Source organism: Mycobacterium sp. GA-0227b (genome assembly GCF_001499855.1).
In the GTDB taxonomy this organism is placed as follows: Bacteria; Actinomycetota; Actinomycetes; order Mycobacteriales; family Mycobacteriaceae; genus Mycobacterium.
The window spans coordinates 24867-50185 of sequence record NZ_LQIK01000012.1 but is presented as its reverse complement, the minus strand read 5'-3'; the positions used below and the strand labels follow the sequence as shown (position 1 = coordinate 50185).

The 25319-nt window shown below is 67.3% G+C and carries 24 protein-coding genes and 1 pseudogene; 15 read left to right on the top strand and 10 right to left on the bottom strand.

The window, feature by feature from the left end:
* Positions 1-51 precede the first annotated feature (51 nt).
* Positions 52-1590: a GMC family oxidoreductase gene (locus AU185_RS10660; RefSeq protein ID WP_059097810.1), complete on the top strand. Its 1539-nt coding sequence runs from the start codon at positions 52-54 to the stop codon at positions 1588-1590.
* A 36-nt stretch (positions 1591-1626) separates the two neighbouring features.
* Positions 1627-2097, top strand: a complete 471-nt coding sequence (locus AU185_RS10655) for a DUF309 domain-containing protein (protein ID WP_059097809.1) — start codon at positions 1627-1629, stop codon at positions 2095-2097.
* Positions 2098-2126: 29 nt separating this feature from the next.
* On the opposite strand, the gene AU185_RS10650 is transcribed toward AU185_RS10655, so the two are convergent.
* The 4 genes from AU185_RS10650 to AU185_RS10635 are packed head-to-tail and all read right to left on the bottom strand — an operon-like array spanning position 2127 to position 7571.
* Entirely contained in the window at positions 2127-3797 is a 1671-nt protein-coding gene (locus AU185_RS10650) for an ABC transporter family substrate-binding protein (RefSeq protein ID WP_059097808.1), read from the bottom strand.
* An 11-nt stretch (positions 3798-3808) separates the two neighbouring features.
* The gene (locus AU185_RS10645; protein ID WP_059097807.1) at positions 3809-5653 is read right to left on the bottom strand and encodes a dipeptide ABC transporter ATP-binding protein; all 1845 of its coding nucleotides are present in this window, start codon (positions 5651-5653) and stop codon (positions 3809-3811) included.
* Positions 5650-6597 (bottom strand): ABC transporter permease, encoded by a 948-nt coding sequence (locus AU185_RS10640; RefSeq protein WP_059097806.1) that lies wholly within the window; start codon positions 6595-6597, stop codon positions 5650-5652. Before AU185_RS10640 ends, AU185_RS10645 begins: the two co-directional genes overlap by 4 nt.
* Complete coding sequence (locus AU185_RS10635) at positions 6594-7571, bottom strand: ABC transporter permease (RefSeq protein WP_059097805.1); 978 nt, start codon at positions 7569-7571, stop codon at positions 6594-6596. The genes AU185_RS10640 and AU185_RS10635 overlap by 4 nt, the downstream gene beginning before the upstream one ends.
* A gap of 208 nt (positions 7572-7779) precedes the next feature.
* On the opposite strand from AU185_RS10635, the gene AU185_RS10630 reads away from it, so the two are divergent.
* From AU185_RS10630 to AU185_RS10585, 10 genes and pseudogenes are all read left to right on the top strand, one after another.
* Positions 7780-8028 (top strand): hypothetical protein, encoded by a 249-nt coding sequence (locus tag AU185_RS10630; protein WP_059097804.1) that lies wholly within the window; start codon positions 7780-7782, stop codon positions 8026-8028.
* Positions 8029-8166: 138 nt separating this feature from the next.
* Positions 8167-8871, top strand: a complete 705-nt coding sequence (locus AU185_RS10625) for a response regulator transcription factor (protein WP_059098379.1) — start codon at positions 8167-8169, stop codon at positions 8869-8871.
* Positions 8849-10390 carry a sensor histidine kinase gene (locus tag AU185_RS10620; RefSeq protein ID WP_059098378.1) on the top strand — a complete coding sequence of 514 codons (1542 nt, stop codon included), beginning with the start codon at positions 8849-8851 and terminating at the stop codon, positions 10388-10390. Before AU185_RS10625 ends, AU185_RS10620 begins: the two co-directional genes overlap by 23 nt.
* Before the next feature lie 47 nt (positions 10391-10437).
* The gene (locus tag AU185_RS10615; RefSeq protein ID WP_059097803.1) at positions 10438-11703 is read left to right on the top strand and encodes a bifunctional glycosyltransferase family 2/GtrA family protein; all 1266 of its coding nucleotides are present in this window, start codon (positions 10438-10440) and stop codon (positions 11701-11703) included.
* A gap of 28 nt (positions 11704-11731) precedes the next feature.
* Complete coding sequence (locus AU185_RS10610) at positions 11732-13639, top strand: ArnT family glycosyltransferase (RefSeq protein ID WP_172800272.1); 1908 nt, start codon at positions 11732-11734, stop codon at positions 13637-13639.
* Between the two features lie 44 nt (positions 13640-13683).
* Positions 13684-14175, top strand: a complete 492-nt coding sequence (locus AU185_RS10605) for a beta-class carbonic anhydrase (protein ID WP_059098376.1) — start codon at positions 13684-13686, stop codon at positions 14173-14175.
* A gap of 78 nt (positions 14176-14253) precedes the next feature.
* Positions 14254-15230: pseudogene (cysD, locus tag AU185_RS10600) on the top strand (sulfate adenylyltransferase subunit CysD).
* Positions 15230-17116, top strand: a complete 1887-nt coding sequence (cysN, locus tag AU185_RS10595) for a sulfate adenylyltransferase subunit CysN (RefSeq protein ID WP_059097801.1) — start codon at positions 15230-15232, stop codon at positions 17114-17116. The pseudogene cysD and the gene cysN overlap by 1 nt, the downstream one beginning before the upstream one ends.
* Positions 17113-17844, top strand: coding sequence for a 3'(2'),5'-bisphosphate nucleotidase CysQ (locus tag AU185_RS10590; protein ID WP_059097800.1), 732 nt, complete (start codon positions 17113-17115; stop codon positions 17842-17844). The genes cysN and AU185_RS10590 overlap by 4 nt, the downstream gene beginning before the upstream one ends.
* Positions 17845-17852: 8 nt before the next feature.
* Positions 17853-18329: an Rrf2 family transcriptional regulator gene (locus AU185_RS10585; protein ID WP_059097799.1), complete on the top strand. Its 477-nt coding sequence runs from the start codon at positions 17853-17855 to the stop codon at positions 18327-18329.
* 9 nt (positions 18330-18338) lie between these two features.
* Here AU185_RS10585 and AU185_RS10580 read toward each other — a convergent pair whose 3' ends face one another.
* Positions 18339-18731 carry a VOC family protein gene (locus tag AU185_RS10580; RefSeq protein WP_059097798.1) on the bottom strand — a complete coding sequence of 131 codons (393 nt, stop codon included), beginning with the start codon at positions 18729-18731 and terminating at the stop codon, positions 18339-18341.
* Positions 18732-18786: 55 nt separating this feature from the next.
* Between AU185_RS10580 and AU185_RS10575 the strand changes: the two genes are divergently transcribed.
* Entirely contained in the window at positions 18787-19800 is a 1014-nt protein-coding gene (locus tag AU185_RS10575) for a nitronate monooxygenase (RefSeq protein WP_059098375.1), read from the top strand.
* A gap of 2 nt (positions 19801-19802) precedes the next feature.
* Here the strand turns inward: AU185_RS10575 and AU185_RS10570 are convergent, their stop codons facing one another.
* Positions 19803-20216 carry a VOC family protein gene (locus AU185_RS10570; RefSeq protein WP_059097797.1) on the bottom strand — a complete coding sequence of 138 codons (414 nt, stop codon included), beginning with the start codon at positions 20214-20216 and terminating at the stop codon, positions 19803-19805.
* Positions 20217-20264: 48 nt separating this feature from the next.
* Here AU185_RS10570 and AU185_RS10565 point away from each other — a divergent pair, with 48 nt between their 5' ends.
* Both AU185_RS10565 and AU185_RS24650 read left to right on the top strand, forming a co-directional pair.
* Positions 20265-21149, top strand: coding sequence for an LLM class flavin-dependent oxidoreductase (locus AU185_RS10565; protein ID WP_059098374.1), 885 nt, complete (start codon positions 20265-20267; stop codon positions 21147-21149).
* 138 nt (positions 21150-21287) lie between these two features.
* Positions 21288-21515 carry a hypothetical protein gene (locus tag AU185_RS24650; RefSeq protein ID WP_231740216.1) on the top strand — a complete coding sequence of 76 codons (228 nt, stop codon included), beginning with the start codon at positions 21288-21290 and terminating at the stop codon, positions 21513-21515.
* A 15-nt stretch (positions 21516-21530) separates the two neighbouring features.
* Here the strand turns inward: AU185_RS24650 and AU185_RS10560 are convergent, their stop codons facing one another.
* Genes AU185_RS10560 through AU185_RS10545 form a run of 4 tightly spaced genes read right to left on the bottom strand, consistent with a single transcriptional unit; the run spans position 21531 to position 25274 of the window.
* On the bottom strand, positions 21531-22379 hold the full coding sequence (locus AU185_RS10560) for an oxidoreductase (RefSeq protein WP_059097796.1): 849 nt from the start codon (positions 22377-22379) through the stop codon (positions 21531-21533).
* Entirely contained in the window at positions 22380-23642 is a 1263-nt protein-coding gene (locus AU185_RS10555; RefSeq protein WP_059098373.1) for a hypothetical protein, read from the bottom strand.
* Positions 23639-24796, bottom strand: coding sequence for a sulfotransferase family protein (locus tag AU185_RS10550; protein ID WP_059097795.1), 1158 nt, complete (start codon positions 24794-24796; stop codon positions 23639-23641). The genes AU185_RS10555 and AU185_RS10550 overlap by 4 nt, the downstream gene beginning before the upstream one ends.
* A 34-nt stretch (positions 24797-24830) precedes the next feature.
* A complete protein-coding gene (locus AU185_RS10545) occupies positions 24831-25274 on the bottom strand; it encodes a nuclear transport factor 2 family protein (RefSeq protein WP_059097794.1) in 444 nt (147 codons plus the stop codon).
* Between the last annotated feature and the right edge of the window lie 45 nt (positions 25275-25319).

Here is a 25319-nt window from a genome sequence, read left to right as displayed (position 1 = left end):
CCTAACTCCGTTGTGGCCCCGGCTCGGCGAGAAGAAATTACACTCCGGCGAATGGAGGCCGACTACATCGTCGTTGGAACGGGCTCGGCCGGATCGGTCGTGGCCGGCCGGCTGAGCGCCGACCCGTCCGTTCGGGTCATGGCACTGGAAGCGGGCCCGTACGACAAGGACAAGTTCATCCGCATCCCCGCGGGATTCCAGAAGCTCTTCCGCAGCCCGATGGACTGGGATTACCGCACTGAGCCGCAAAAGCAGCTCGACGGTCGCGAGATCTATTGGCCCAGAGGCAAAATGGTCGGTGGATCGTCGTCGATGAACGCGATGATGTGGGTCCGCGGTTTCGCCGCTGACTACGACGAGTGGGGTGATGCCGCGGGCGATCAGTGGGACTACGCGCATCTCGAACCGTACCTGCGCCGCATCGAGGCCGGCCCGCTGTCCATCAGCCCGCAGCGCAGCCCGCGCAGCTCGACCGCTAAGTGGCTGGCGGCCGCCGAAGAATGCGGCTTTCGCATCGAGAAGCCGAACCAGGCTGCACCCGAGGGGTTTTGCGAGACGCTCGTCACCCAGCGCCGGGGCGCCCGGTGGAGTGCCGCCGACGCCTACCTCAAGCCCGCCCTCAAGCGCAGCAACCTCACGCTCGAGACCGACGCACTGGTGACCAGGGTGGTTTTCGACGGGCGCCGTGCTGTCGGCGTCGAGGTGGAGCAGGCCGGCCGGCGCCGCGTCATCAATGCGCGACGCGAGGTGGTGCTGTGCGGCGGTGCGATCAACAGTCCTCAGCTGCTGATGCTGTCGGGCATCGGTGACGGCGAGCGGCTGACGGAGCACGGCATCGAGACGCTGGTGCACGCGCCGAACGTCGGCGCGAACCTGCTCGACCATTTCATCGCCGCCCTCGGCTTCGACGTTCCCGACGATTCGCTGTTCGGCGCCGAGAAGCCGCTGCAGCTGCTGAATTATTTCCTGCGCCGCCGCGGCATGCTCACCTCCAATGTGGGGGAGGCCTACGGTTTCATCCGCAGCCGGCCGGACCTCGCGCTGCCGGACCTGGAACTGATCTTCGCGCCCGCCCCGTTCTTCGATGAAGGCGTCGGCGATCCCTACGACACCCACGCCGTCGTCCTCGGCACGATCCTGCTCAAGCCGCACAGCAGCGGCACCATCGAATTGCGCTCGGCCGATCCGAAGGACAAGCCGATCATCGACCCGCGGTACCTCACCGATCCCGACGGCGCGGACCGTGCGGCGATGATGGCCGGCCTGCGCATCTGCGCGACGATGGCCCAGGCGTCGGCGCTCAAAGGCGTCGTCGGCCGGATCGCGCGCCCGCTCGACGCGACGATCCTCGACGACGAGACGTTGGAGCGGGCGTTGGCCACGGTGTCGCACACCCTCTACCACCCTGTCGGCACCTGCCGGATGGGGCGCGACGCCGGCAGCGTGGTCGATCCACAGCTGCGCGTCCGCGGCGTCGACGGCCTGCGGGTCGCCGATGCGTCGGTGATGCCGACGATCATCCGCGGGCACACCCACGCGCCCAGCGTGCTGATCGGGGAGAAGGCCGCCGAGCTGATCCGAGCGGGATGACGCCTGAGCCGACGCCGTGGATGCCAGGATGGGTTCATGGCGGAGCGTGACCGCGACGAAGCCGGGAGGCCCCGCAACACCCGTCCGCGCGATGCGCTGGGCCGGCCGCTACCCCACGGCAGCGAGGGCGTCACCCGAATTCCGGACGAACTCGACCTGTCACCGGCCGAGACCCTGCGCTACGCCCAGCGACTCCTCGACGACGGTCTGGCCTTCAACGCCCACGAGGTGTTGGAATCGGCGTGGAAGAGTCGCCCGCAGGACGAACGGACCCTCTGGCAGGGGCTCGCCCAACTCGCGGTCGGCATCACCCATGTGCAACGGGGCAACACCAAGGGCGCGATCGGTGTGCTGCGACGGGCGTCGGCCCGCCTGTCCGACGACGGCCCGGCGCCGCATGGCGTCGACGTCACCGGCTTGGTCCGCTATGCCCACGCGCTGATCGACGACCTCGAGGCGGGAGCCACGGTCGCGCCCGAGCGACTTCGCCCACGCCTGTCCACCTAGCGAAATCGCTTGTTGCGCACGCTCGCCGGCTACGGCTTCATGAAGCCGATTTTGGTGTAGTCCGCGTCGGCCAAGCCGAACGCGCCGAAATTCGCCAGATTGCTTCGGACGGCGACGTTTCCGGTCGACTGGGTCAGCGGCAGGCTGAACACCTCGTTGAACAGCATCTCGTCCAACTCGTTGGCCAGTTTCCGGGCCTTGGCGGGGTCGAGCTCGCCGACGGTCTCCTCGATCTTCGCGTCGATTTCGGGACTGCTGATCTTGCCGAAGTTGCTCTCCGCCCCGGTCCGGTAGATCTGCGTCAAGCTCGCGAGCGGGAAAGCGTCACCGCTCCAAGCGAATTGAGCGATGTCGAAGTTACCGACCGTGACGTAGTCGGTGAAGAAGCCCGCGGCCGGTCGCACGTCGAGTTCGAGTTTGACCCCGATCTGGGCGAGATTGGCCTGGGCGATCTGGCCGTACTGACGCGTGCCGAGCGAGTCGAACAGCACGTCGCGGATCACGAGTGGGCGGCCGTCCTTCTCGCGGAACTGGCCGTTGAGCCGCCAGCCCAGCGCGTCGAGTTCCTGCTTGGCCTTCTCCGGGTCGAACGCAACGGCGCCGCTGTTGTCCTGGTAGCCCTCCTGGCCCTCTACGTAGATGTGGTTGTTCAGCGGCGCCGGGTTGTCGGCGAGCCCGCGCTGGGTGACCTCCGCGATCGTCTTGCGGTCGATGCCCTTGGCGATCGCCCGCCGCAGCGCGGGATCGGCCAGGATCGAACCCGGCGCACCGTTGAACGTGAAGTGATACCAGGCCAGCCCTGGTGCGCGCCGGATGGTCACCCCATCCGTGCGCCGCGCGATCTCCATTTCGTCGAGCGTCGCCAGGCCGGTGGCGTCGATCGTGTTGTTCTGCAGCGCGGGCATGCGTGCGGCGTCGTCGAGGACGAGGAAGGTGATGCTGTCCAGCAGCGGCGGCGCACCCCACCATTTCGGGTTGCGCGTCAGCGTGATTCGCTTCGCACCGCGGTCGAGATTGGACACGATGAACGGTCCGGCCGACGGACCCGGTGCGTCCAGTTGGCCCTTGTTGAATACCTCGGGGTTCGCCGTCGAACTCTTGGGAACCAGCATCGAGGTGCCCGCGAACATGCCGCGCCAGTCCGCCCACGGCTTGGCGAAGGTGATGACGGCTTGGCGGTCGTCGACGCCGCGCTCGACCTTCGCGACGCGGTCGCTGCCGTTGGTGGCGGCGATCGCGAAGTTCTCATCCTTTCCGCTGGTGGCGTGGATCTGAGACTGGATGTCCTCCCAGGTGATCGGCGTGCCGTCGCTCCACACCGCCTTCGGGTTGATCGTGTAGGTGACGACCTGCGGGTTGGTGCTGGTCAGCTCGACATTGGTGAAGTAGTCGGTGTTGACGGTGGTCGAGCCGTCGGCCGCGATCCGGAAGGCGCGCGGCATTGTCGGCTTCATGAGCGAGTTGTTGTCGCCGGTGTTGCCGTCGATGTGTAGCGGGTTGAAGTTCGGCGGAAAAGCATTGAGCGCCAGCCGCAGCTTGCCGCCCTTCTGAAGATTGGCCACATCCTGCGGGTTGATGTCGTTGCTGGTGCCGACCGCTGCGTCCCCTCCTGCGGAGGGGGCTTCTTCGGTGCCGCCGGAACAGGCGGTCAGGGTCAGCGCGGTGATCATCGTCGCCGCAAGGAAGCGTCGCAAGCTCATGCGCTCCGACTTTAGCTGTGATGTACCTCAGGCTGCGGGACCGCCGCCAGCAAACGCCGGGTGTAGTCCTGGCGGGGGTTGGCGAACACCTGGTCGCCCTCGCCCTGCTCGACCACGGTGCCCTTGTACATGACCGCCACGTTGTGCGCGAGGTGTCTGACCACGGAGAGATCGTGCGACACGAACAGATACGACAACCCGAACCGCTGCTGCAGGTCCAGCAGCAGGTTGATGATGCCGGCCTGGATCGACACGTCGAGCGCCGACACCGGTTCGTCGAGCGCCAGGATCTTCGGTTGCAGCGCGAGCGCCCGCGCGATTCCGATGCGTTGCTTCTGCCCGCCGGAGAACTCCGCTGGATAGCGTGTGGCGTCCTCCCGGCGCAACCCGACGATGGCGAGCAGTTCGGCGACCCGTTCGTCACGGCTGCGCTTGTCGAATCCGTTGGCCTGCAAGGGCTCGGCAAGCACGTCGAACACCGGAAGCCGCGGGTCCAGTGACGCCACCGGATCCTGGAACACCACCTGCAGATCGCCTCGCAACGCCCGCCGGGCGTGCCGGTCCAGCGATGCGACGTCGTTACCGAGCACTTCGATGGAACCGGACTCCGGCGCGGTCAACTGCAACACCTGGTGCAGCGTCGTCGACTTGCCGGACCCGGACTCACCGACGATGCCCAGCGTGCGGCCCTGCTGCAGCTCGAAGCTGACACCGTCGACGGCACGCACCTCGCCGACCTGGCGGCGGAACACCACACCCTTGGTCAGCTTGTAGGTCTTGACCAGGTCGGCCACCCGCAGCACCACCGGCGCGTCGGGATCGGGCGGCGTATCGGGCGGCGCGGTCGACACCCCGTAGATGTCGGCGGCGCTGCGGCCGACAACGTGTTCGGTGCGAATGCAGGCCGCGTGGTGCCCCGTTTCCGTCGGCCCCATCGGGAGCAGCTCCGGTTCGGCGGCTTGGCAGTCGTCGACGGCCAGTGGACACCGCGGCGCGAAGGGGCAGCCGGGCGGCAGGTCCGCCATCGACGGCGGTGCGCCGGGTATGGGGACCAACCGCGCGCCCTGCGCGGCGTCGAGGCGCGGCACGGACCCCAGCAGCCCGACGGTGTAGGGCATCCGGCGATCGGAATACAGGGTGGACACGGGTGCCGTTTCGACGGCGCGCCCGGCGTACATCACCAAGGCGCGGTCGGCGAACTCGGCGACCACACCGAGGTCGTGGGTGATGATCAACACGCCGGCGCCGGTCACGTCACGGGCGGTTTTGAGCACATCGAGGATCTGGGCCTGCACCGTGACGTCCAGTGCGGTCGTCGGCTCGTCGCAGATCAGCAGGTCGGGATCGTTGGCGATCGCGATCGCGATCACCACCCGCTGGCGCTCGCCACCGGACAACTCGTGCGGAAATGACTTCGCCCGCCGGTCGGGTTGTGCGATGCCGACCAGCTCGAGCAGTTCGACCGCCCGTTTCCTGGCCGCCCGTCGGCCGATGCCGCGCTGATGAACCTCGATCGCCTCGGCGATCTGGTCGCCCACGGTGTAGACGGGGGTCAGCGCGGACATCGGGTCCTGGAACACCGTGCCGATGGACTTTCCGCGGATCGCCGACATGCGTTGATCCGACAGGCCGATCAGCTCGTCGCCGTGCAGCCGGATCGAGCCGGCCACGTCGGCGTACTCGGGCAGCAGGCCGATGACGGCCATCGCGCTGGCCGATTTGCCGGCGCCCGATTCTCCGACCAGTGCGACGACCTCGCCCTTGTCGACGTCGAAGTTCATCCCGCGCACCGCATTGACCGGCGCGGTGTCCGTCGGGAACGCGACCGTGAGATCGCGGACTTGGAGCAGGGTCATCGCGGTCGGCGCCTTCGCAGCTGTTGCGCGCCCGGGTCGAGTGCGTCGCGCAAACCGTCCCCAACGAGGTTGGCGCACAAGATGATCAGCACCAACACCCCGGCAGGAAACAGGAAGAGCCACGGGAACGTCGTCGCCGATTTGGTGCCGTCGGCGATCAGCGTGCCCAGCGACACGTCCGGCGGCTGGATACCGAATCCGAGGAAGCTCAAGCCGGTTTCGGCCAACACCGCGACCCCGACGTTGAGCGCGGTGTCGATGATGATGATCGACGCGACGTTGGGCAGGATGTGACGGACGATGATCCGCGGGCCGCTGACACCCATATACCGTGCCGCGGCGACGAATTCGCGGTCGCGCAGGCTCATCGTCATGCCGCGGACGATCCGCGAGCTGATCATCCAGCTGAACAACGACAGCAGCACGATCATCCAGATGATGTCACCCTTGGTGCGCTGCACCACGATTGAGACCAGCAGGAAACTCGGCACCACCAGCATCAGGTCGACCAGCCACATCAGGGCCGGGTCGCGCCAGTCGACGAAGTACCCGGCGATGGTCCCGACGGTGGCCGCGATGATCGTCGAGATGAACGCGACACACACGCCGATCAGCATCGATTTCTGCATGCCCCGCAGCGTCTGGGCGAGCAGATCCTGCCCCAGCGCATTTGTCCCGAACCAGTGTTCGGGGCTGGGGGGCTGCTGCAGCGCGTAGTAGTCGAGCTCGCTGTAGGTGTAGGGCAGCAGCGGCGGCAACGCGTAGCACCCGATGAACAGCAGCACTAACAACACCAACGAGACCACCGCCGCCTTGTTGCGCAGGAAACGGCGGAACACCAGCGATTTGCGCGACGTGAACCGTGCGGCGTCGAGACCGGTTCGGGCGGTGGTCGACTGGCCCGGCGTGGGCGTCGCATCCGACCGGGCGACGTGCTCGGTCATGACCCGCGCACTCTCGGGTCGAGCACCGCATAGACGACATCGGAGAGCAGGCCGGCGAGCAGGATCATCACGGCGGAGAGGGTGGTGATCGCGGCGACGATGTTGATGTCCTGATTGCCGATGCCGGTGACGATCCATTCGCCGACGCCGTACCAGCCGAAGATCTTCTCGGTGAACACCGCGCCGGTGACCAACCCCGCGACGCTGTAGGCGAAAAGCGTCGCCATCGGAATCAGCGCCGTCCGCAATCCGTGTTTGATCAGGGCTTGCCGACGTGTCAGCCCCTTGGCCCGCGCGGTGCGGATGAAGTCCTGGCCGAGCACGTCGAGCATCGCGTTGCGCTGGTATCGGCTGTAGATCGCGATCGAGGCGAGCGCGAGCGTCATGCTCGGCAGCACCAGATGCTGCAACCGGTCGACGAACTGGTTCCACGCTCCTTCGATCGGATAGGTCGACGTCTCCCCGGTGTACTCGAAGATCCGGACGCCCAACACGTTGTTCACGCCCAGCGCCGCGAGGATGAACAGGTTGGCCAGCACGAATATCGGTGTGCTGATCACCAGCAACGACAGCAAGGTGACCACTCGGTCGCTGAGCCGGTACTGCCTGATCGCACCCCACGCGCCGGCGGCGACGCCGATTACCGTGCCGACCACCGAGCCGATGATCAGCAGCCGCAGGCTGACCCCCACGCGTCGCCACAATTCGTCGGTCACTGGTTGCCCGCCGATGGTGACCCCGAAGTCGCCGCGGATGGCGCCGGACACCCAGTGGACGTACTGCTCGAGCACCGGCTTGTCGAGTCCCAGCTCGACGCGCTTGGCGTCGATCACGGCCTGGGGCGGGCGCGGGTTGCGGCTCTCCAGGCTGTCGAGCGGATTGAACTGCCATGACGCGAGCAGGAAGACGAGGAACGACGCCAGCGCCAGCAACACCACGTAGTTGAGCAGCCGGCGCGCCAGGAACCGCGTCATGCGGAGTATCCGTTCCTCGGCTGCTGCATGCGCACAGGTTAGCCAGACCCCGGCGTCATCTTCACCGCCGAGCAGGCGTGTCCCGGTCGTTTCGCCGGCCGCCCGTTCGGTTATCCAGCGAGGTAGAAACTCGACGACGAACCTGAATGCGCTGTTTGATGGGCCGCGACGCCGGCCGCCGGGCCCACCAGACGACAGAGAGGTCCAAGTGAACTCGAAACGGATCAAGACGTTCGCGGCGACGGTAGGCACCAGCGCCGTGCTCGCCATGGGTGCGATCTCGGTGGCATCCAGCACTGCGGCTCAAGACGACGAGACCAGCGTCACACCCGGCCCGGTGACGACGTCGGAGATCACCACTGGCGAGACCATCACCGAAACGGTGATTCCCGAAGCACCGGAGACGACGCCGGCCACGCCGCCGGTGACCGCGGAACCGGCACCGACCATCGACTAGTTCCACCAGCGCTACGCAGCGGTCCACAGCCGGCACATAGGAAACGCACACCGTCCGCTCATGGCGGCCGCGAATAATGGGGCCGTGTCCACCTCCCGTCCGCCGGTCGTCGCAGAACACGACGCGGGCCGTGTCGTCATGCGCCGCGCCGACGGAAAGCCGATTCAGGTACTGGTCGTCGACGACGAACCGGTGCTCGCCGAGCTGATGTCGATGGCTCTGCGATACGAGGGCTGGAACATCGCGACCGCGGGCGACGGCGCTTCGGCGATCGCATCGGCGCGCGAAACTCCGCCCGACGTCGTGGTGCTCGACGTGATGCTGCCCGATATGAGCGGGCTGGAGGTGCTCCGCAAACTGCGCGAGCAGACACCTGGGCTACCGCTGCTGCTGCTGACCGCCAAAGACTCCGTCGAAGACCGCATCGCCGGACTGACCGCCGGCGGCGACGACTACGTCACCAAGCCGTTCAGCATCGAGGAGGTGGTGTTGCGGTTGCGGGCGCTGCTGCGACGCACCGGGGTGGCCAGCGAATCGGGTGGCGCGAAGATCGTGGTCGGCGACCTGGTGCTCGACGAAGACAGTCACGAGGTGACCCGAGGCGGCGAACTGATCACGCTGACCGCGACGGAATTCGAGCTGCTCCGGTTCATGATGCGCAACTCCAAACGTGTGCTGAGTAAGGCGCAGATCCTCGACCGCGTCTGGAGCTACGACTTCGGCGGCCGGTCCAACATCGTCGAGTTGTACGTCTCCTATCTACGAAAGAAGATCGACAGCGGGCGCGAGCCGATGATCCACACCCTGCGCGGTGCCGGGTATGTCCTCAAGCCCGCGCGCTGACGGTGCGCGGATCCGCTCACCGCGGACCTGGTCGCTGCGGGCTCGGCTGCTCGCCTCGCAGGTCGTGCTCCTGGCGTTGGTGTGCGCGGCCGTCGGGTTAGGGACCGAGCTTGTGCTGCAACACTTCCTGATGAAGCAGTTGGACGAGCGCGTGGCGGAGACAGGCCGACGTTCATCGGGCCTGTTCGAGTTCGGCCCTCCGCCACCGCCGCCCGGATTCCCGCGGCCCGGTTTCCGGCAACGCATGATCATCCGCGGCGATCTCGGGCCGGGCCCTGCCTTTCTCAACGCGCCCGGGCAGGCCGCCCGCACCGTGGGTGCCGTGGTCTCGGGCGGCACCCCGGTCGACGCCGGCGTGATCACAGCGGACGGCACCCGTAGCGAGATCAGCGCTGCCGCGGCGCAACAGCTCGCACGGGTGGTGCCGGACACGCCGACGACCATCGAGCTCGAGGGGCTCGGCCGGTACCGGGTGATCGCGCTGCCCGCACATCGACCCGGCGAGAAGATCGTGACCGGGTTGCCGACCTCGGACGTCGACGACACGCTGTTGACGGTCGCGATCATCTTCTGCGTGGTCGGGGCGACCGCGCTGATCGGCGCCACGACGGCCGGTATCCTGATCATCCGCCGTCAACTTGCCCCGCTGGCAAGGGTTTCCGACGCCGCTCGACAGGTGGCCGGTCTCGAACTCGACCGCGGGGAAGTGCGGCTGCCGACACCGATCGTCAAGGTGGACCCGGCGAGCGCGCACACCGAGGTCGGGCAGCTGGGCTCAGCGCTGAACCGCATGCTGGACCGGATCGCGTCGGCGCTGTCAGCGCGGCACGCCAGCGAGACCCGCGTCCGCCAGTTCGTCGCCGACGCCAGCCACGAGCTGCGCACCCCGCTCGCCGCCATCCGCGGCTATACCGAACTGGCGCAACGCAAACGCGACGACGTGCCCGAAGACGTCGCCCACGCGATGAACCGCGTGGAATCCGAGACACGTCGCATGACCCAACTCGTCGAGGACATGCTGCTGCTGGCCAGACTCGACACCGGGCGGCCACTGCAGCGCGAGCCGGTGGACCTGTCCCGACTGATCGTCGACACCGTCAGTGACGCCCACGTCGCCGGCCCGGAACACGACTGGTCGTTGGACCTGCCCGAGGAGCCGGTGATCGTCGTCGGCGACGAGGCCCGCCTGCACCAGGTGCTCGCGAACCTGCTCGCCAACGCCCGCACCCACACGCCGCCCGGCACCTCGGTCACCATCGCGCTGACCGTGGCTGCGGATCATTCCGTGGTGCTGACCGTGGCCGACGACGGCCCCGGCATCCCCGCCTGGCTGCAGCCCGAAGTCTTCGAAAGGTTTGCCCGGGGCGACTCGTCGCGCTCTCGTCGCGACGGCAGCACGGGACTCGGATTGGCGATCGTCGCGGCGGTCGTCAAGGCGCACAGTGGCACCATCGCGGTGCACAGCCGTCCCGGCGAGACACGTTTCGTCGTAACCCTTCCCGGCGATCCCAGCTCATAGCCCAGACACAGGTCGGACCAACGGCAGTCACAACCGGCGACCCGACGATGGGCGTCATGACAGACCTCGCCCTGGACCGGGACCCGTTTGGGCCCATGCGCTTCGCATCACGGCCGAACGCCGCCGCGGCGGCCCGTGACGCCGGTGTGCCCGTGCTCGACGTCGTGATCCCGGTGTACAACGAGCAGGCCGACCTGGCCGCCTCGGTGCGCCGCTTGCATCGGCATCTTCGAGAGGAGTTTCCGTTTCCGGCGCGAATCACGATCGCCGACAACGCAAGCCATGACGACACCCCGCAAGTCGCTGCCGAGTTGGCCGCCGAACTCAGCGACGTGCGAGTGGTTCGGCTCCCGCAGAAGGGCCGCGGCCGTGCGCTGCACGTCGTGTGGTCGGGCTCCGACGCGCAGGTGCTGGCATACATGGACGTCGACCTGTCCACCGATCTGCGGGCATTGGCGCCGCTCGTGGCGTCGTTGATCTCCGGCCACTCAGACCTGGCCGTCGGGACGCGGTTGAACCGCAGCGCACGCGTCGTGCGCGGCGCCAAGCGCGAGGTCATCTCGCGCTGCTACAACCTGATCCTCAAATCCACGCTGGCCACCGGGTTCTCCGACGCGCAGTGCGGGTTCAAAGCGATCCGCGCCGACGTCGCTCGCCTGCTGCTGCCGCACGTCGCCGACACCGGGTGGTTCTTCGACACCGAGCTGCTGGTGCTGGCCGAACGAAGCGGGTTGCGTATCCACGAAGTGCCCGTCGACTGGGTGGACGACCCCGACAGCCGCGTCGACATTCTGGCCACCGCCGTGGCCGACCTCAGAGGCATCGGCCGGCTGCTGCGTGGATTCGCCGACGGTTCGGTCCCCGTGCAGTCCATCGCCGCGCAACTCGGGTCTTCCAGGGCGTCGGCGCCGGGGTCGCTGGTCCGCCAGATCGTGCGGTTCGGTGCCGTCGGCGTCGCTTCGACCGCCGCCTACGTCGTGCTGTTCCTGTTGTTTCAGCAGTGGGTCGGGGCGCAGGCGGCCAATTCGATCGCGCTGCTGGCCACCGCCGTCGGCAACACTGCGGCGAACCGGCGATTCACCTTCGGCATCGGTGGAACCACCAACGCAGCGCGCCACCACGTCGAGGGCCTGGTCGTGTTCGCGATCGCGCTCGCCATCACCAGCGGCTCGCTCGGAGTCCTGCACGCACTCGTCGCCGAACCGCATCGTCTGGTCGAGGTGCTGGTGCTGGTGCTGGCCAATCTGGCGGCCACCGCTGCGCGGTTCGTGCTCCTGCGGGGCTGGGTCTTTCAGCCACGTCGCAACCGCTGATCCCACTACGACACAAAGGAATACACCGATGACCATGATTACGGACATTCGCTCACTCGCCTCCGCGGCATCACCGAACGAGCGGGCCGACCCGCGTTGGGTTCGGCCGGCGCTGGCCGCGCTGTTGTCGGCCACCGCGGTGCTGTACCTGTGGGGCCTCGGCGGATCCGGCTGGGCGAACGACTACTACGCCGCCGCCGCACAGGCCGGCACGCAGGACTGGAAGGCCTGGCTGTTCGGTTCGCTGGACGCCGGGAACGCGATCACGGTCGACAAGCCGCCGGCAGCGCTGTGGCTGATGTCGTTGTCCGGAAGGCTGTTCGGATTCAGTCCCTTCGCCATGTTGCTGCCGCAGGCGTTGATGGGCGTAGCTTCTGTCGCGGTTCTCTACGGCGCAGTACGACGGGTGAGCGGGCCCGCGGCGGGCCTGAGCGCGGGTGCGGCGCTGGCGCTGACACCCGTGGCGGCGTTGATGTTCCGGTTCAACAACCCCGATGCGCTGCTGGTGCTGCTGATCGTGGTGGCCGCGTACTGCATGGTTCGGGCCATCGAAACCGCAAGCAGTCGGTGGGTCGCAATGGCCGGTTGCGCCGTCGGTTTCGCGTTTCTGACCAAGATGCTGCAGGCGTTCCTCGTGGTTCCCGGCCTGGGGCTGGCATTTCTGGTCGCGGCGCCCGTGGGCTTGTGGCAGCGCTTCGGCAAGCTGGCGATCGGTGCCGCCGCAATGGTGGCCTCCGCGGGCTGGTACATCGCGTTGGTCGAACTGTGGCCCGCTGACTCACGGCCGTACATCGGCGGTTCGTCGAATAACAGCCTGCTGCAGCTTGCCCTGGGCTACAACGGAATCGAGCGCATCGCCGGAGGGCAGGGCCCCGGCGGCGGTGGTCCCGGGGGACCGGGCGGTCCGAGCGGCGGCGCGAATCTGTTCTTCGGTGGTGAGCCGGGGATCGTCAGGCTGTTCGGCGAATCGATGGGGACTCAGGGCTCGTGGCTGTTGCCCGCAGCGATGATCGGTCTGCTCGCCGGACTCTGGTTCACCCGGCGCGCACCCAGAACCAACCCGGTGCGTGCCGCACTGCTGCTGTGGGGTGGCTGGCTGGTGGTCACCGGTGCCGTGTTCAGCTTCATGGACGGCATCATCCATCCCTATTACACCGTCGCGCTGGCACCGGCGGTCGCGGCGCTGGTCGGTATCTCGGTGACTGAATTATGGCGGGGCCGCCAGTTTTTCGCGCGACGAGCCGCGCTGGCGGTGATGTCGGCGGCGACGGGCGTCTGGGCGTTCGTCCTGCTCGACCGGACGCCGGAGTGGTGGCCCGTCCTGCGTTGGGTGGTGCTCGCGGGGTCGGTGGTCGCGGCAACCGCGCTGGTCGTCGGCGCACAGCGGTTCGGCCGGGCTACAGCAGTATTCGCTGTAGCAGCAATGGTATTCGGCATTACCGGCACGACCGCATACACGGTGGCCACCGTCGCCGACACGCACGGCGGCGCGATGGCCGTCGCCGGACCCGCCGGCGCGCGCAGTGGACCCGGCGGCGACGGGCAGGACGTGGGAAGTCCGCCGGGTGGCCCGCGCGCCGCGACGGACAACCCGGCGCTCGAGGGCCTGGTCGAGGGGGCCGAAACCCGGTGGGCAGCCGCGACCATCGGGTCGATGACCGCGAGCAGGCTCGAGCTGAAGACGGGAGTATCGATCATGGCGATCGGCGGCTTCACCGGGTCGGACAACTCACCGACGCTCGCGCAGTTCCAGGCATACGTCGCCGATGGGCAGGTGCGCTATTTCATCGCCGACACCCATGGCGGCCCTCCCGGTCACAACTCCGGTAGCGCGACCGATATCGCCGCGTGGGTGCAGCAGACCTTCGCACCCATCGATGTTGATGGCGCCACGGTCTACGACCTCGCCGCTCCGGGGTCGATGCGATCGGCGTGATTTTCTTCCCTGTCGCCACACCGATGCAGGGCTATCGTCGAGAAATGTCTGTGACCGATGAGTACCTGAAGAACAACGAGGCGTACGCGAGTACGTTCTCCGGTCCCTTGCCACTGCCGCCGAGTAAGCATGTCGCGGTGGTCGCGTGCATGGACGCCCGCCTCGACGTGTACCGGATCCTCGGCCTCGGCGACGGCGAGGCACACGTCATCCGCAACGCGGGCGGCGTCGTCACCGACGACGAGATTCGCTCGCTGGCGATCAGTCAACGGCTGCTCGGCACCAAGGAGATCATCCTGATCCACCACACGGACTGCGGCATGCTGACGTTCACCGACGACGGCTTCAAGCAACAGATCCAGGACGAGACCGGCATCAAGCCCGAGTGGGCCGCCGAAGCGTTCATCGACGTCGAGGAGGACGTGCGGCAGTCGCTGCGACGGATCGAGGCCAGCCCGTTCGTCACCAGACACGAGTCGGCGCGCGGCTTTGTCTTCGACGTCGCGACGGGCCGGCTCAACGAAGTCACCCTGTAATCCCGCGGTTCCTTCCTGCGGAAGCGTGCACCCCAGTGCGTTGACATCGGGCGCGCCCCCGGTGTCTAATAGCGGGCAATGGTCATAAATATGGTCAATCCTACCAACTTTACGAGGAAAAGATGACCGCCGTCACCACCACCGAACAGGTCAACGCAGGGCGCTACGAGCTCAGTCATCTGCGCTCCCTGGAGGCCGAGGCCATCCACATCATCCGCGAGGTGGCCGCGGAGTTCGAGCGGCCCGTGCTGCTGTTCTCCGGCGGCAAGGACTCCATCGTCATGCTGCATCTCGCGCTGAAGGCGTTTCGGCCCGGCCGGCTCCCGTTCCCGGTGATGCACGTCGACACCGGCCACAACTTCGACGAGGTGCTGCACACCCGCAACGAACTCGTCGAGGAGTTCGGCGTCCGACTGGTCGTGGCCAAGGTGCAGGACGACATCGACGCCGGCCGCGTGGTCGAGACGATTCCGTCGCGCAATCCGATCCAGACCGTCACGCTGCTGCGGGCCATCCGCGAGAACAAGTTCGACGCCGCGTTCGGCGGTGCCCGCCGCGACGAGGAGAAGGCGCGCGCCAAGGAGCGGGTGTTCTCGTTCCGCGACGAGTTCGGCCAGTGGGACCCGAAGGCCCAGCGGCCGGAACTGTGGAACCTGTACAACGGCAGGCACCACAAGGGCGAGCACATCCGCGTGTTCCCGTTGTCGAACTGGACCGAGTTCGACATCTGGTCCTACATCGGCGCCGAGAAGATCAAGCTGCCGTCGATCTACTACGCACACCGCCGCAAGGTGTTCGAGCGCGACGGGATGCTGCTGGCCGTGCACAAGCACCTGCAGCCGCGCAAGGACGAGGAAGTCGTCGAGAAGACCGTGCGGTTCCGCACCGTCGGTGACGTCACATGCACCGGCTGCGTGGAGTCGCGCGCGGCGACGGTCGCGGAAGTGATCGCCGAAACGGCGGTGTCGCGGCTCACCGAGCGTGGCGCCACCCGCGCCGACGACCGCATCTCCGAGGCCGGCATGGAAGACCGCAAGCGTGAGGGGTACTTCTGATGACTCGCACCACTGAGCGGCCCGCCTCCACTGCGCGGCCCGCCGCGACGTTGCTCCGGATCGCCACCGCGGGCTCGGTCGACGACGGAAAGTCCACGCTCATCGGGCGGCTGCTCTTCGACTCCAAAGCCGTCATGGAAGACCAATTGGCCTCGGTGGAGCGCACATCCAAGGAACGCGGTCACGACTACACCGATCTGGCGCTGGTCACCGACGGTCTGCGCGCAGAACGCGAGCAGGGCATCACGATCGACGTCGCCTACCGCTACTTCGCAACGCCCAAGCGCAAATTCATCATCGCCGACACGCCCGGCCACATCCAGTACACCCGCAACATGGTGACGGGCACATCCACGGCGCAACTGGCCATCGTCCTGGTCGACGCCCGCCACGGCCTGCTCGAGCAGTCCCGTCGGCATGCGTTCCTGGCGTCACTGCTGGGCATCCGCCACATCGTGCTCGCGGTGAACAAGATGGATCTGATCGATTGGGACAGAGAGCGATTCGAGAAGATCCGCGATGACTTCCACGACTTCGCCGCACGCCTGGACATCCACGACGTGACGACGATCCCGTTGTCGGCGCTCAACGGCGACAACGTGGTCACCAAGTCCGACAACACCCCGTGGTACGAGGGTCCGCCGCTGCTGAGCCACCTCGAAGAGGTCTACATCGCCGGGGACCGCAATCTCGTCGACGTCCGCTTTCCCGTTCAGTACGTGATCCGCCCGCAGTCGTTCGAGCACCACGACCACCGCAGCTACGCAGGCACTGTCGCCGGCGGCGTGATGAAGGTCGGCGATGACGTCGTCGTGCTGCCCGCGGGATTGACGTCCCGGATCGCGGCGATCGAGGGTCCGGCCGGACCGGTCGACGAAGCGTTTCCTCCGATGGCGGTGGCGATCAGCCTCACCGACGACATCGACATCTCTCGCGGCGATTTGATCGCGCGACCGAACAACCAGCCGAGAGTCACCCAGGAGTTCGACGCCACCGTCTGCTGGATGGCCGACGGATCCGCGCTGGAGCCCGGCCGCGACTACCTGATCAAGCACACCACCCGCACCACACGGGCCAGGGTCACCGCCCTCGACTACCGACTCGACGTCAACACGCTGCACCGCGACAAGGAAGCCACCGCGCTCAAACTCAATGAGCTCGGCCGCATCTCGCTGCGCACCCAACAGCCGCTGTTGCTCGACGAGTACAGCCGCAACGCGGCCACCGGCTCGTTCATCCTGATCGACCCGAACACCAACGGCACGGTCGCGGCGGGCATGATCCTGCCGCAGGTCACCGCGCGCACCTCGAGCCCCAACACCGTGCGCCACGAATCGCTGTGCAAGGCCGAGGACCGACTGAGCAAGGGCAAGACGGTGTGGTTCACCGGCCTGTCGGGTTCGGGGAAGTCGTCGGTGGCGATGCTGGTCGAACAGAAGCTGATCGAGAAAGGCGTTCCCGCTTATGTTCTCGACGGCGACAACCTGCGCCACGGCCTCAACGCCGACCTCGGGTTCTCGATGGCCGACCGCGCCGAGAACCAGCGCAGGTTGGCGCACGTCGCGGCAATCCTCGCCGACTCCGGACAGGTGGTGCTGGTGCCGGCGATCAGTCCGCTCGAGGAGCATCGGGCCCTGGCCAGAACGGTGACCACCGAGGCGGGCCTGGACTTCTTCGAGGTGTTCTGCGACACCCCACTGGAGGATTGCGAACGTCGCGATCCGAAGGGCCTGTACGCCAAAGCCCGCGCCGGGAAGATCACCCACTTCACCGGTATCGACAGTCCGTATCAGCGGCCGAAGAACCCGGATCTGCGACTGACTCCCGACCGCGACCCCGAGCAACTCGCCGAGATGGTGATCGAGCTGCTGGAAAGCGACCGGTGAGCGATCACGAACTCGCCGCCCGCCTGGCCACGGCGGCCGGGAAGCTCCTGCTCGACGTCCGCTCCGAACTGGCCGATGCGAGCGAAGCCGAGCGTAAAGCCGCGGGGGACAAGCGCTCTCACGACTTCCTCGCCGAAGCGCTGGCTGCCGAGCGGCCGGACGACGCCGTGCTCTCGGAAGAGGGCGCCGACGACCCGGTCCGCCTGACCGCCGGACGGGTGTGGATCATCGACCCGCTCGACGGCACCCGCGAGTTCTCCGAACTGGGCCGCGACGACTGGGCAGTGCATGTCGCACTATGGCAGGCCGGTGAACTGGTCGCCGGCGCGATCGCGCTTCCCGCGCAAGGCGTCACGCTGGCCACCCCCGCGGTCGACTCACCGCCCGCCGGTCCCGACAAGCCCCGGATCGTGGTCTCGCGGACGCGCCCGCCATCGATCGCGCTCGCGGTGCGCGACGCGCTGGACGGCACATTGGTCGAGATGGGCTCGGCCGGGGCGAAGGTCGCGTCGGTTGTGCAGGGACTTTCGGACGTGTACGTGCACGCCGGCGGCCAGTACGAGTGGGACTCCGCGGCGCCAGTCGCCGTCGCCCGCGCTGCGGGCCTGCATGCGTCCCGTATCGACGGCTCGCCGCTGATCTACAACCGGCCCGACCCGTTGCTGCCCGACCTCGTTGTCTGCCGGCCCGAGCTTGCCGAGGCGGTGCTGGCTGTCACGCGTGATTGACTGGGCACATGCGCATGTCGGCCAAAGCCGAGTACGCCGTCCGCGCGATGGTGCAACTCGCGACCGCCCAGGACGGTGTCCTCGTCACGACCGACGATCTGGCCAAGGCGCAGGGCATTCCGCCGCAGTTTCTCGTCGACATCCTCTCTGACCTGCGCACCGACCGCCTGGTGCGCAGTCACCGCGGCCGCGAAGGTGGCTACGAGTTGGCCCGGGCCGCGAAGGACATCAGCCTCGCCGACGTGCTGCGTTGCATCGACGGTCCGCTGGCCAGCGTCAGAGACATCGGCCTCGGCGATCTGCCGTACACCGGGCCGACGACCCCGCTGACCGACGTCTGGCGGGCGCTGCGGGCGAGCATGCGTTCAGTGCTCGAGCAGACGAGCGTGGCTGACGTGGCCGCCGATGCGTTACCCAAGCATGTGCGAAAGCTCGCCGACGACTACCGCAGTCAGGAATCCAAGCGCGGCCACTCGCTGAGTTAGCGTCGCGGGTCAGCCGGAACCGGATCCGTAGGGCCGCGTGATGATCTCGAGGTAATGGCCCGAGGGATCCTGGAAGTAGACACCGCGACCACCGTCGTTGTGGTTGATCTCGCCGGGGCGCGAGCCATGCGGATCGGCCCAGTGCTGCAGACCACGCTCCCGAATGCGCCCGTAGATCTCGGAGAACTCGTCCTCGGACACCAGGAAGGCGTAATGCTGCGGCCGGATGTCCTCGTCCGTGCCGGCCTGTGCGTAATCAAGGCTGGCCTCGTGCGCCAAGGGCACCGCCAGGAAAGGGCCGAACTCCTTGGCAGCCGGCAGCCCGAACAACTCGGTGAAGAACCTGGCCGATTCCTCGCGGTCCCGCGCGGCCACGATGGTGTGGTTGAAAGTGATGGCCATACCGGTTCAGTCAACCACCGTCGGCGGTGAGACGGCAACGTTGCACGATGTAAGCATGACGTTCGACTTCAGAGACCTCGTCCAGCCCGTCGTCGTGGCGCCCATGGCGGGCGGCCCGTCGACACCCGAACTGGCCGCCGCCGGAACCAGGGCGGGCGGTCTGGGTTTCGTCCCGGCCGGTTATCTGACCGCCGAGGTGTTCGCCGAGCGTCTCGACGCGGCGCAGCGGCTGGCGTCCGGCCCGGTAGGCGCCAATCTCTTTGTGCCGCAACCCAGTGCAGCCGCTGCAGAAGCGATCGAGCGCTACTCCGAAGCGCTGACCCGCGACGCTGAACGCTACGCCACTACGCTCGGCGAGCCCCGCTTCGACGACGACGCCTGGGCCGCCAAACTCGACGTCCTTCTCGATATGCGGCCCGCGGTGGCGTCGTTCACCTTCGGTCTGCCCAGCACCGAGGAGATCCGGCGGTTACGCGCGGCGGGTATCACCACGGTCGGCACGGTGACCACGCTGGCCGAGGCGCAGCAGGCCGTCGCGCGCGGCGTGGACGCGGTGGCCGCGCAGGGACCGGAGGCCGGTGGGCACCGCGGCACCTTCGACCCGACCGCGCAGCCGTCGGATGTCCCCTTGGACGCGCTGCTGGCTTCGCTGATCGACAGTGTCGACGTGCCCGTCGTCGCTGCCGGAGGCCTGATGACCGCCGAGGATGTCGCCCGGGTGCGGCGCGCGGGCGCGGTGGCCGCGCAACTGGGAACTGCGTTCCTGCTCGCCGACGAGGCGGGTAGCAGCGCCGTGCACCGTGGGGCGCTGCAAGACGGAGAGTTCACCGAAACCGCAGTGACGAAAGCATTCTCGGGACGATACGCACGCGGACTGCGCAACCGGTTCATCGACGAGCATGAGGCCGAGGCACCGCTCGGCTACCCCGAGGTGCACTATCTGACCAGCCCGTTGCGCGCAGCGGCCGTCCGCGCCGGCGATCCGCACGGCGTGAATGTGTGGGCCGGCACCGGTTTCGGAAAAGTCAGGTCCGGATCAGTGGCCGACATCATGGGCACCCTGGCCTGACGTCACTTCGGGGCGGTCAACTCCAACGCGATGTTGTCCGGGTCGCGGAACTCGAGGATGTAGGAAGGCCCGATGTCCTTGATCGGTTCGTGGGCGACGCCGACCTCGTCGAGATGCCGTGCGGCCGAATCCAGTTCGTCCTTGCTGAGCAGACGGAACGCGAGGTGGTCGAGTCCGGTGCGGTTCTCGTCGAACCGGTCGGTGGCCGCGGGCCGCAAACCCACCAGCATGCCGCCGAGGTCGTAGATGACGCCGCCGTACAGGAAGCTCAGCGCGTCGCGGGTGGCCGCGTCGGCACCTTCGGGCAGCTCGAACAGGACACGCCAGCCGAACACTGCTTCGTAGAACTCGCGCGACCGCTCGATGTCGGTGACGGTCAAGCGGATGTGCGCGATGGACGCGGTGGTGATCGCCATGCCCCTCATGCTGCCAGCCGTGCCAGAATCGCCGTCGTGCAGATCGGGATGACGATGCCGGTGATGGAACCCAACCTCGACACCGACACGCTCAAGGCATGGGCGCGGGCCATCGACGACGGTCCGTTCTCCTCGCTCTGTTGGGGTGAGCGCATCGCGTTCGACAATCCGGAGACCCTGACGCTTCTCGGCGCGCTCGCCGCCTGGACCGATCGGGTCCGGTTGGTGACGACGGTGGTGGTCCCACAGCTGCATGACCCCGTCATGCTGGCCAAGGCGCTGGCCACCGGTGACATGCTGTGCGGAGGGAGGTTGACCGTCGGTCTGGGCGTCGGCGGCAGGGCCGAGGACTACCGCGCGGTCGGCGCGGACCCGGCTACGCAGACCATGCGAGGGATGGCCGAGCGCGTCGCGGTGATGCGGCGGGTCTGGGCGGGCGAGAAGATCACCGAATCCGTCATCCCCGTCGGTCCGCGGCCCGTGCAGTCCGGCGGGCCGACGTTGCTGGTCGGCACCATCGGCCCGAAAACGGTTCGTAGCGCTGCGCAGTGGGCAGACGGGCTGGCGGGTACGACGCTCGATCTCGACGTCGACCGGCAGAATGAACTGTTCGATGTCGCCCGCACCGCATGGGCGCAGGCGGGTAAGCCCCCGCCACACCTCGCGACCTCGTTCTGGTTCGCGATCGGCGACGGCGACGAGGCGCGCGCACAGGTGCATCGGCATCTGCGGCGCTACATGAACTGGATCCCCGACGACGTCGTCGATGCGATGGCGCCGACGACGGGATGGGCAGGCGTCGAGAACGAGCTGCTCGACGTGCTGCGCCGCTTCGAAGACGTCGGCGCCGATGAGATCCACCTCATCCCGACGAGCTCGGACATCGATCAGGTGCGCAGGGTCGCCGAAGTGGCGAAGGAGTTCACGACGTAGCGGTCGGGGGGTGGGTGGCCGGCCGGGCGGCCGGGTGGCACGATGGAACTGTCGGGGAAGTCGTGAGCGCCTTGTCGTGTTGCACAGTCGCAGAGCGATTGATGCAGCGGCGAGGCAGACAGCCGAGAGGAATTCACGATGACGATGACAACACTGAAGAGGTTCGCAGCCGGGGCCGTGATGGCCGGGGCGCTCGGGATCACATCCGCCGGCCTTGGCGCAGGTCAGGCGGTCGCCGACGATGAGTGGTGGTGGTGGGACCCGCCGTCACCGGGCCACTTCGTCCCGTCGCCGGGCCACATCTCTCACATTCCGGGTGTGCCACCGCCAGGCCACTGGGACAAGCCGTGGAAATGGGGCCATTAAGCCCTGACGTGAGCCTCACGGCTCTGCAGCGGCGTCCTTCGGGAAGTTCACGTCCTTGGTGACGGCTTCCCATTCGTCGATGGAAGCCGAGAATGCGGCCAGTTTGTCTCGGACTGCCTTGAGCACGTCGCGGCCGAGCAGCAGCCGCAGCGGCGGTTCGTCGAGCGTGCTCACCATCAACACCGCCTCGGCGACCTTGCGCGGATCGCCGGGAAGGTGGTTGGCGAACTCCTTGATCATGGTCTTGCGGGCGCCGACGTTCTCGTCGTAGTCGGTGATCGGGGTCGTCGATTCCCACATCGAGCGGGCCGCCCAGTCGGTGCGGAACGCCCCGGGTTCGATCGCGGTCACCCGGATGCCGAACGGCTTGACCTCTTGGGCGAGGGCCTCGGTCAACGCTTCGAGGGCGAACTTCGTCGACGAGTAGTACGCGTTCGGCGGATTGGCCACCAGGCCCGTCATCGACGAGATGTTGATGATGTGGCCGGAATGGCGGGCGCGCATCTGAGGCAATACGGCCTTGATGGTGTCGACGACGCCAAAGTAGTTCGTGTCGAACAGCTTGCGGACCTTCTCGTCCTCGCCCTCCTCAACGGCGGACAGGTACCCGTGTCCGGCGTTGTTGACCAGAACATCTATGCCCCCGAACGCCTCGGTCGCTTTCTGGACCGCGGCGGTGATCTGGGCCTTGTCCGTCACGTCGAGCGCGACGATCGCCGCGCGGTCACCGAAGGTCTCGGCGAAGTCGGCCACCGTCTCGGTGCGACGCGCGGTCACCACCACCGAATGCCCCGCCCGGAGGGCAGCGGCGGAGATCTCACGCCCGATGCCGGTCGAGCAACCGGTGATCAGCCAGCGGGCCATCTACAGAGTTCCTTCCGGTAGCCGGCGCAGATAGGCGGTCCGGCGGTCCGCCAGTTCGGTGGCGCGTTCTGCGGCCGACACCCGGCGCAGCGTCGGAACCTCGTTCTCCAGGTTGTCGAGTGGGACGACCCGGCCGCTGGCGCCGAGGTCCGGCTTCGGTCCCTCCTCGCCGAACTCGGCCATCCGCAACGTGAGGATGCCCTCGGTCAGACCGTCGGAGTCGATCCAGTTGGCGACACCGGGATCGGTCGGGGCGATGACGTAGGTGTAGGTGCCGTCCTCGTTCGGCACCGACTGCGCCTTGTTGAGGCTGCCGGTGCGGTCGATGATGTCGAGCGTGGTGCCCCAGATGTTGCTCAGCGGGACGGTGAAGTACTCGGCGCCGCCGTCGCTGACGTCCACGACGAAGGCCTCGCCGGGATTCAGGTCGAACCGGCCCATCACGTAGACCTGGTTGCGCATCGCGCCGACCCGGTCTGCGGACCATGCGAGGTTGAAATGGTTTGGCGGCATCTTGTAGATGCCGTGGCTGAGCTTCCCGGTGAAGTTCGCGAAGTGGGCCATCATGGCCGCGGTGGCATCGGCCTGCTCGTCAACGGTTCGGGCCGGTTGAGAAACATCAGTCGGTTCAGGCCCGAGTCGTTGCACCGCAAGGTGATTCGGGTCATCGCGGTCCCAGTGCAACAGGACGTCGCGGATGTAGAACTCGTGTGCCTCGGGGCTGGTCTGCACGTGGTTGGGCCTGCCGTCGGCGGGTCGGGAGTCGACGGTGATGGTGAACGAGCCGTCGGAATCGACCTCCATGGTGCGACCGTTGAGCACCGCGACGGTGCCCATGTTGGCATCCCACAACGTGAAGTAGTTCTCGGTCATCCGGTTCTCGCCGACGCGGCCGTGGAGTTCGTAGCGTTCGTCACCGGAGATCGGGATGACCCGGTAGACGCTGTCGGGATTGTCGATGCCCCAGCGTGATCCGGGTATCGAGCGGCCGTCCACGGGGTGAGCGAGCCGGGTGATGCAGCTGACCTTCGGTCGCAGCTTGTCCTGGTTCGACGACCACACTGCGGCGGAGAACATCACCTCGGCGAAGGCGTCGTCGAAGCGCTCGCGCATGGCATCGGAGGCTTTGGCCCGCCCGAGCCACGTTTCGGCGACGCTGCGGTACGCCGCCTTGACCGTCGGGTGGTTCGTGAGCTCGAGTGCCGCCAGTTCCTGTTCATGCTGCGAGGCCGTCGCAACGGGATCGCCGGTGAATTCGGTCATCGCGTCCTTCCATGGGTTGCGCCGCAACGGAACCGGTCGTTGTAGGCCGCGAACCACTCGTCGATCTGATCCTCGCTGAGGCCGTAGTCCGACGCCGAGTAGGGCGGCCGGGCGGGCTCGCGCGGCCGGTCGGTCAGCCACCGGCGCATCGCTGCCTCCGCACGGGCAGTCAATGGCACATCGATCGCGTCGTAGACCCGCGACACCTGAGCGATCGGATCGGCGACCGCGTCGGCGAATTCGATGTCGGTGCAGCGCACCGACTCGTCGCTCCATCGGGACCGGGTCGCCATGGCGCGGTCGTTGGTCCATCCCATTCGCTGCAGCCATTCCGCGCCGACGCGGTGGCGGTCCACGCGGTCGGCGTGCATCGCGTGCAGCGTCGCGTTGAGGCTCGCGCCCGACGGGATGGTTTCCTTCGGGTCCCGGTGCATGTGCACGATGTGCAGGTCGGGAAAGCGGATCCGCAACGTGTCCAGATAGCCAAGGTGGGCAGGCGATTTCAAGACCCAGCGGTGCGCTGTGAGGCCCGCCTGACGCTTCTGCCATTGCAGGAACTGCAGCATACGGTGCAGGTAGTCGTAGGCGGGAGTGAAGTCCTGCCCGTCGATCCACGACCGGTATGCGGGAATGTGTGCTCCCGACTCGGGCACGTGCGACAGGAACGCGTCGGAGAGGAAGACGATCTCCTCCTCGGGTTCGCGCGCGTACATCGGGTGGATCGAGAACAACTCCGGTGCGTGCTCTCGCGACGTCGCTTCGCGCCGCTCGCTGATGGCGATCCGCGGATCCTCGCGGTCGGCGAAGTCGTAACCCAGCTTCGGGGCGGCCTCGACGACTTCCCAGCCGTAGGCGCAGTGGAACCGGTCGTCGGCGGCCAGCAGGCGCTGCAGCAGCGTGGTACCGCTGCGCATCATGCCGAGCACCACGATCGGTGCGCCGATGACCTCGTCGGTGATCGCTGGATGCCGCCGAATCCACTCCTGGGCGCGCAACCGCATCCGCAGGCTGTGGATCAGACCCGAGCGCAGGATGTGTGCGCCGATGTCGTTGAGGTCGGCGCCGGCGTAGCTGTCGGCGAGCACCGCCAGCGGTTCGATGAATGGCAGCGGACCCCAATCCTCGAGGCCTTCCTTCTGCTGCGCGGCGGCCATCAGCCCGGCAGCGTCGAAGGGATGTCGCACGGGATCAGAACTTCAGGTGCGCGCTGGTGTCGCCGACCTGGTCGACGTACATGGTGCGGCTGTCGAACCACCACGCGCCATCGATGCGGTGGAAGGTGTCGCGGTAGTGGCCGGTGACGATGACCTGCAGCGGCAGCTCGGGTGTCGCCTGAGTGACGCAGTAGTACGCGCTGCCGCGGGCGGTGCCGGCGTCCTCGTCGACGGATATCCGCACATTGGTGGTGAAGTGTTTGGTCTTCGGGGTGCCGTCGTCGTGGATGCGCGTTGCCATCTCGTACATCTGCCGGACCCGTGCTGTCCCTTCGAACACGGTTTCCGGCGGGCCGTCCTCCACCCCGCAGATGCGGCCGTGGGCGAACAGCGCTGCCACGCCGTCCAGGTCGCCCGCGTCGATCCGCTCGGCGTAGGTGTACACCAGATTTTCGATCTCGCGGGCGGCGTCGCTCATCGAGCGGTAGACAACCAGTCGCAAAGTGTCATGTCAACGATTCGG

Excerpts from the sequence above, each read along its gene's own strand:
- AU185_RS10580 (WP_059097798.1), bottom strand. The coding sequence starts at position 18,731 with ATGGCCATCACTTTCAACCACACCATCGTGGCCGCGCGGGACCGCGAG.
- AU185_RS10555 (WP_059098373.1), bottom strand. The coding sequence starts at position 23,642 with ATGACCGAATTCACCGGCGATCCCGTTGCGACGGCCTCGCAGCATGAA.
- AU185_RS10620 (WP_059098378.1), top strand. The coding sequence starts at position 8,849 with ATGTCCTCAAGCCCGCGCGCTGACGGTGCGCGGATCCGCTCACCGCGG.
- AU185_RS10650 (WP_059097808.1), bottom strand. The coding sequence starts at position 3,797 with ATGAGCTTGCGACGCTTCCTTGCGGCGACGATGATCACCGCGCTGACC.
- AU185_RS10575 (WP_059098375.1), top strand. The coding sequence starts at position 18,787 with ATGACGTTCGACTTCAGAGACCTCGTCCAGCCCGTCGTCGTGGCGCCC.
- AU185_RS10655 (WP_059097809.1), top strand. The coding sequence starts at position 1,627 with ATGGCGGAGCGTGACCGCGACGAAGCCGGGAGGCCCCGCAACACCCGT.
- AU185_RS10660 (WP_059097810.1), top strand. The coding sequence starts at position 52 with ATGGAGGCCGACTACATCGTCGTTGGAACGGGCTCGGCCGGATCGGTC.
- AU185_RS10625 (WP_059098379.1), top strand. The coding sequence starts at position 8,167 with ATGCGCCGCGCCGACGGAAAGCCGATTCAGGTACTGGTCGTCGACGAC.
- AU185_RS10610 (WP_172800272.1), top strand. The coding sequence starts at position 11,732 with ATGACCATGATTACGGACATTCGCTCACTCGCCTCCGCGGCATCACCG.
- AU185_RS10635 (WP_059097805.1), bottom strand. The coding sequence starts at position 7,571 with ATGACGCGGTTCCTGGCGCGCCGGCTGCTCAACTACGTGGTGTTGCTG.
- AU185_RS10605 (WP_059098376.1), top strand. The coding sequence starts at position 13,684 with ATGTCTGTGACCGATGAGTACCTGAAGAACAACGAGGCGTACGCGAGT.
- AU185_RS10565 (WP_059098374.1), top strand. The coding sequence starts at position 20,265 with ATGACGATGCCGGTGATGGAACCCAACCTCGACACCGACACGCTCAAG.
- AU185_RS10560 (WP_059097796.1), bottom strand. The coding sequence starts at position 22,379 with ATGGCCCGCTGGCTGATCACCGGTTGCTCGACCGGCATCGGGCGTGAG.
- AU185_RS10550 (WP_059097795.1), bottom strand. The coding sequence starts at position 24,796 with ATGGCCGCCGCGCAGCAGAAGGAAGGCCTCGAGGATTGGGGTCCGCTG.
- cysN (WP_059097801.1), top strand. The coding sequence starts at position 15,230 with ATGACTCGCACCACTGAGCGGCCCGCCTCCACTGCGCGGCCCGCCGCG.
- AU185_RS10570 (WP_059097797.1), bottom strand. The coding sequence starts at position 20,216 with ATGGCGATCACCACCGCGTCCATCGCGCACATCCGCTTGACCGTCACC.
- AU185_RS24650 (WP_231740216.1), top strand. The coding sequence starts at position 21,288 with ATGACGATGACAACACTGAAGAGGTTCGCAGCCGGGGCCGTGATGGCC.
- AU185_RS10545 (WP_059097794.1), bottom strand. The coding sequence starts at position 25,274 with ATGAGCGACGCCGCCCGCGAGATCGAAAATCTGGTGTACACCTACGCC.
- AU185_RS10615 (WP_059097803.1), top strand. The coding sequence starts at position 10,438 with ATGGGCGTCATGACAGACCTCGCCCTGGACCGGGACCCGTTTGGGCCC.
- AU185_RS10645 (WP_059097807.1), bottom strand. The coding sequence starts at position 5,653 with ATGACCCTGCTCCAAGTCCGCGATCTCACGGTCGCGTTCCCGACGGAC.
- AU185_RS10640 (WP_059097806.1), bottom strand. The coding sequence starts at position 6,597 with ATGACCGAGCACGTCGCCCGGTCGGATGCGACGCCCACGCCGGGCCAG.
- AU185_RS10585 (WP_059097799.1), top strand. The coding sequence starts at position 17,853 with ATGCGCATGTCGGCCAAAGCCGAGTACGCCGTCCGCGCGATGGTGCAA.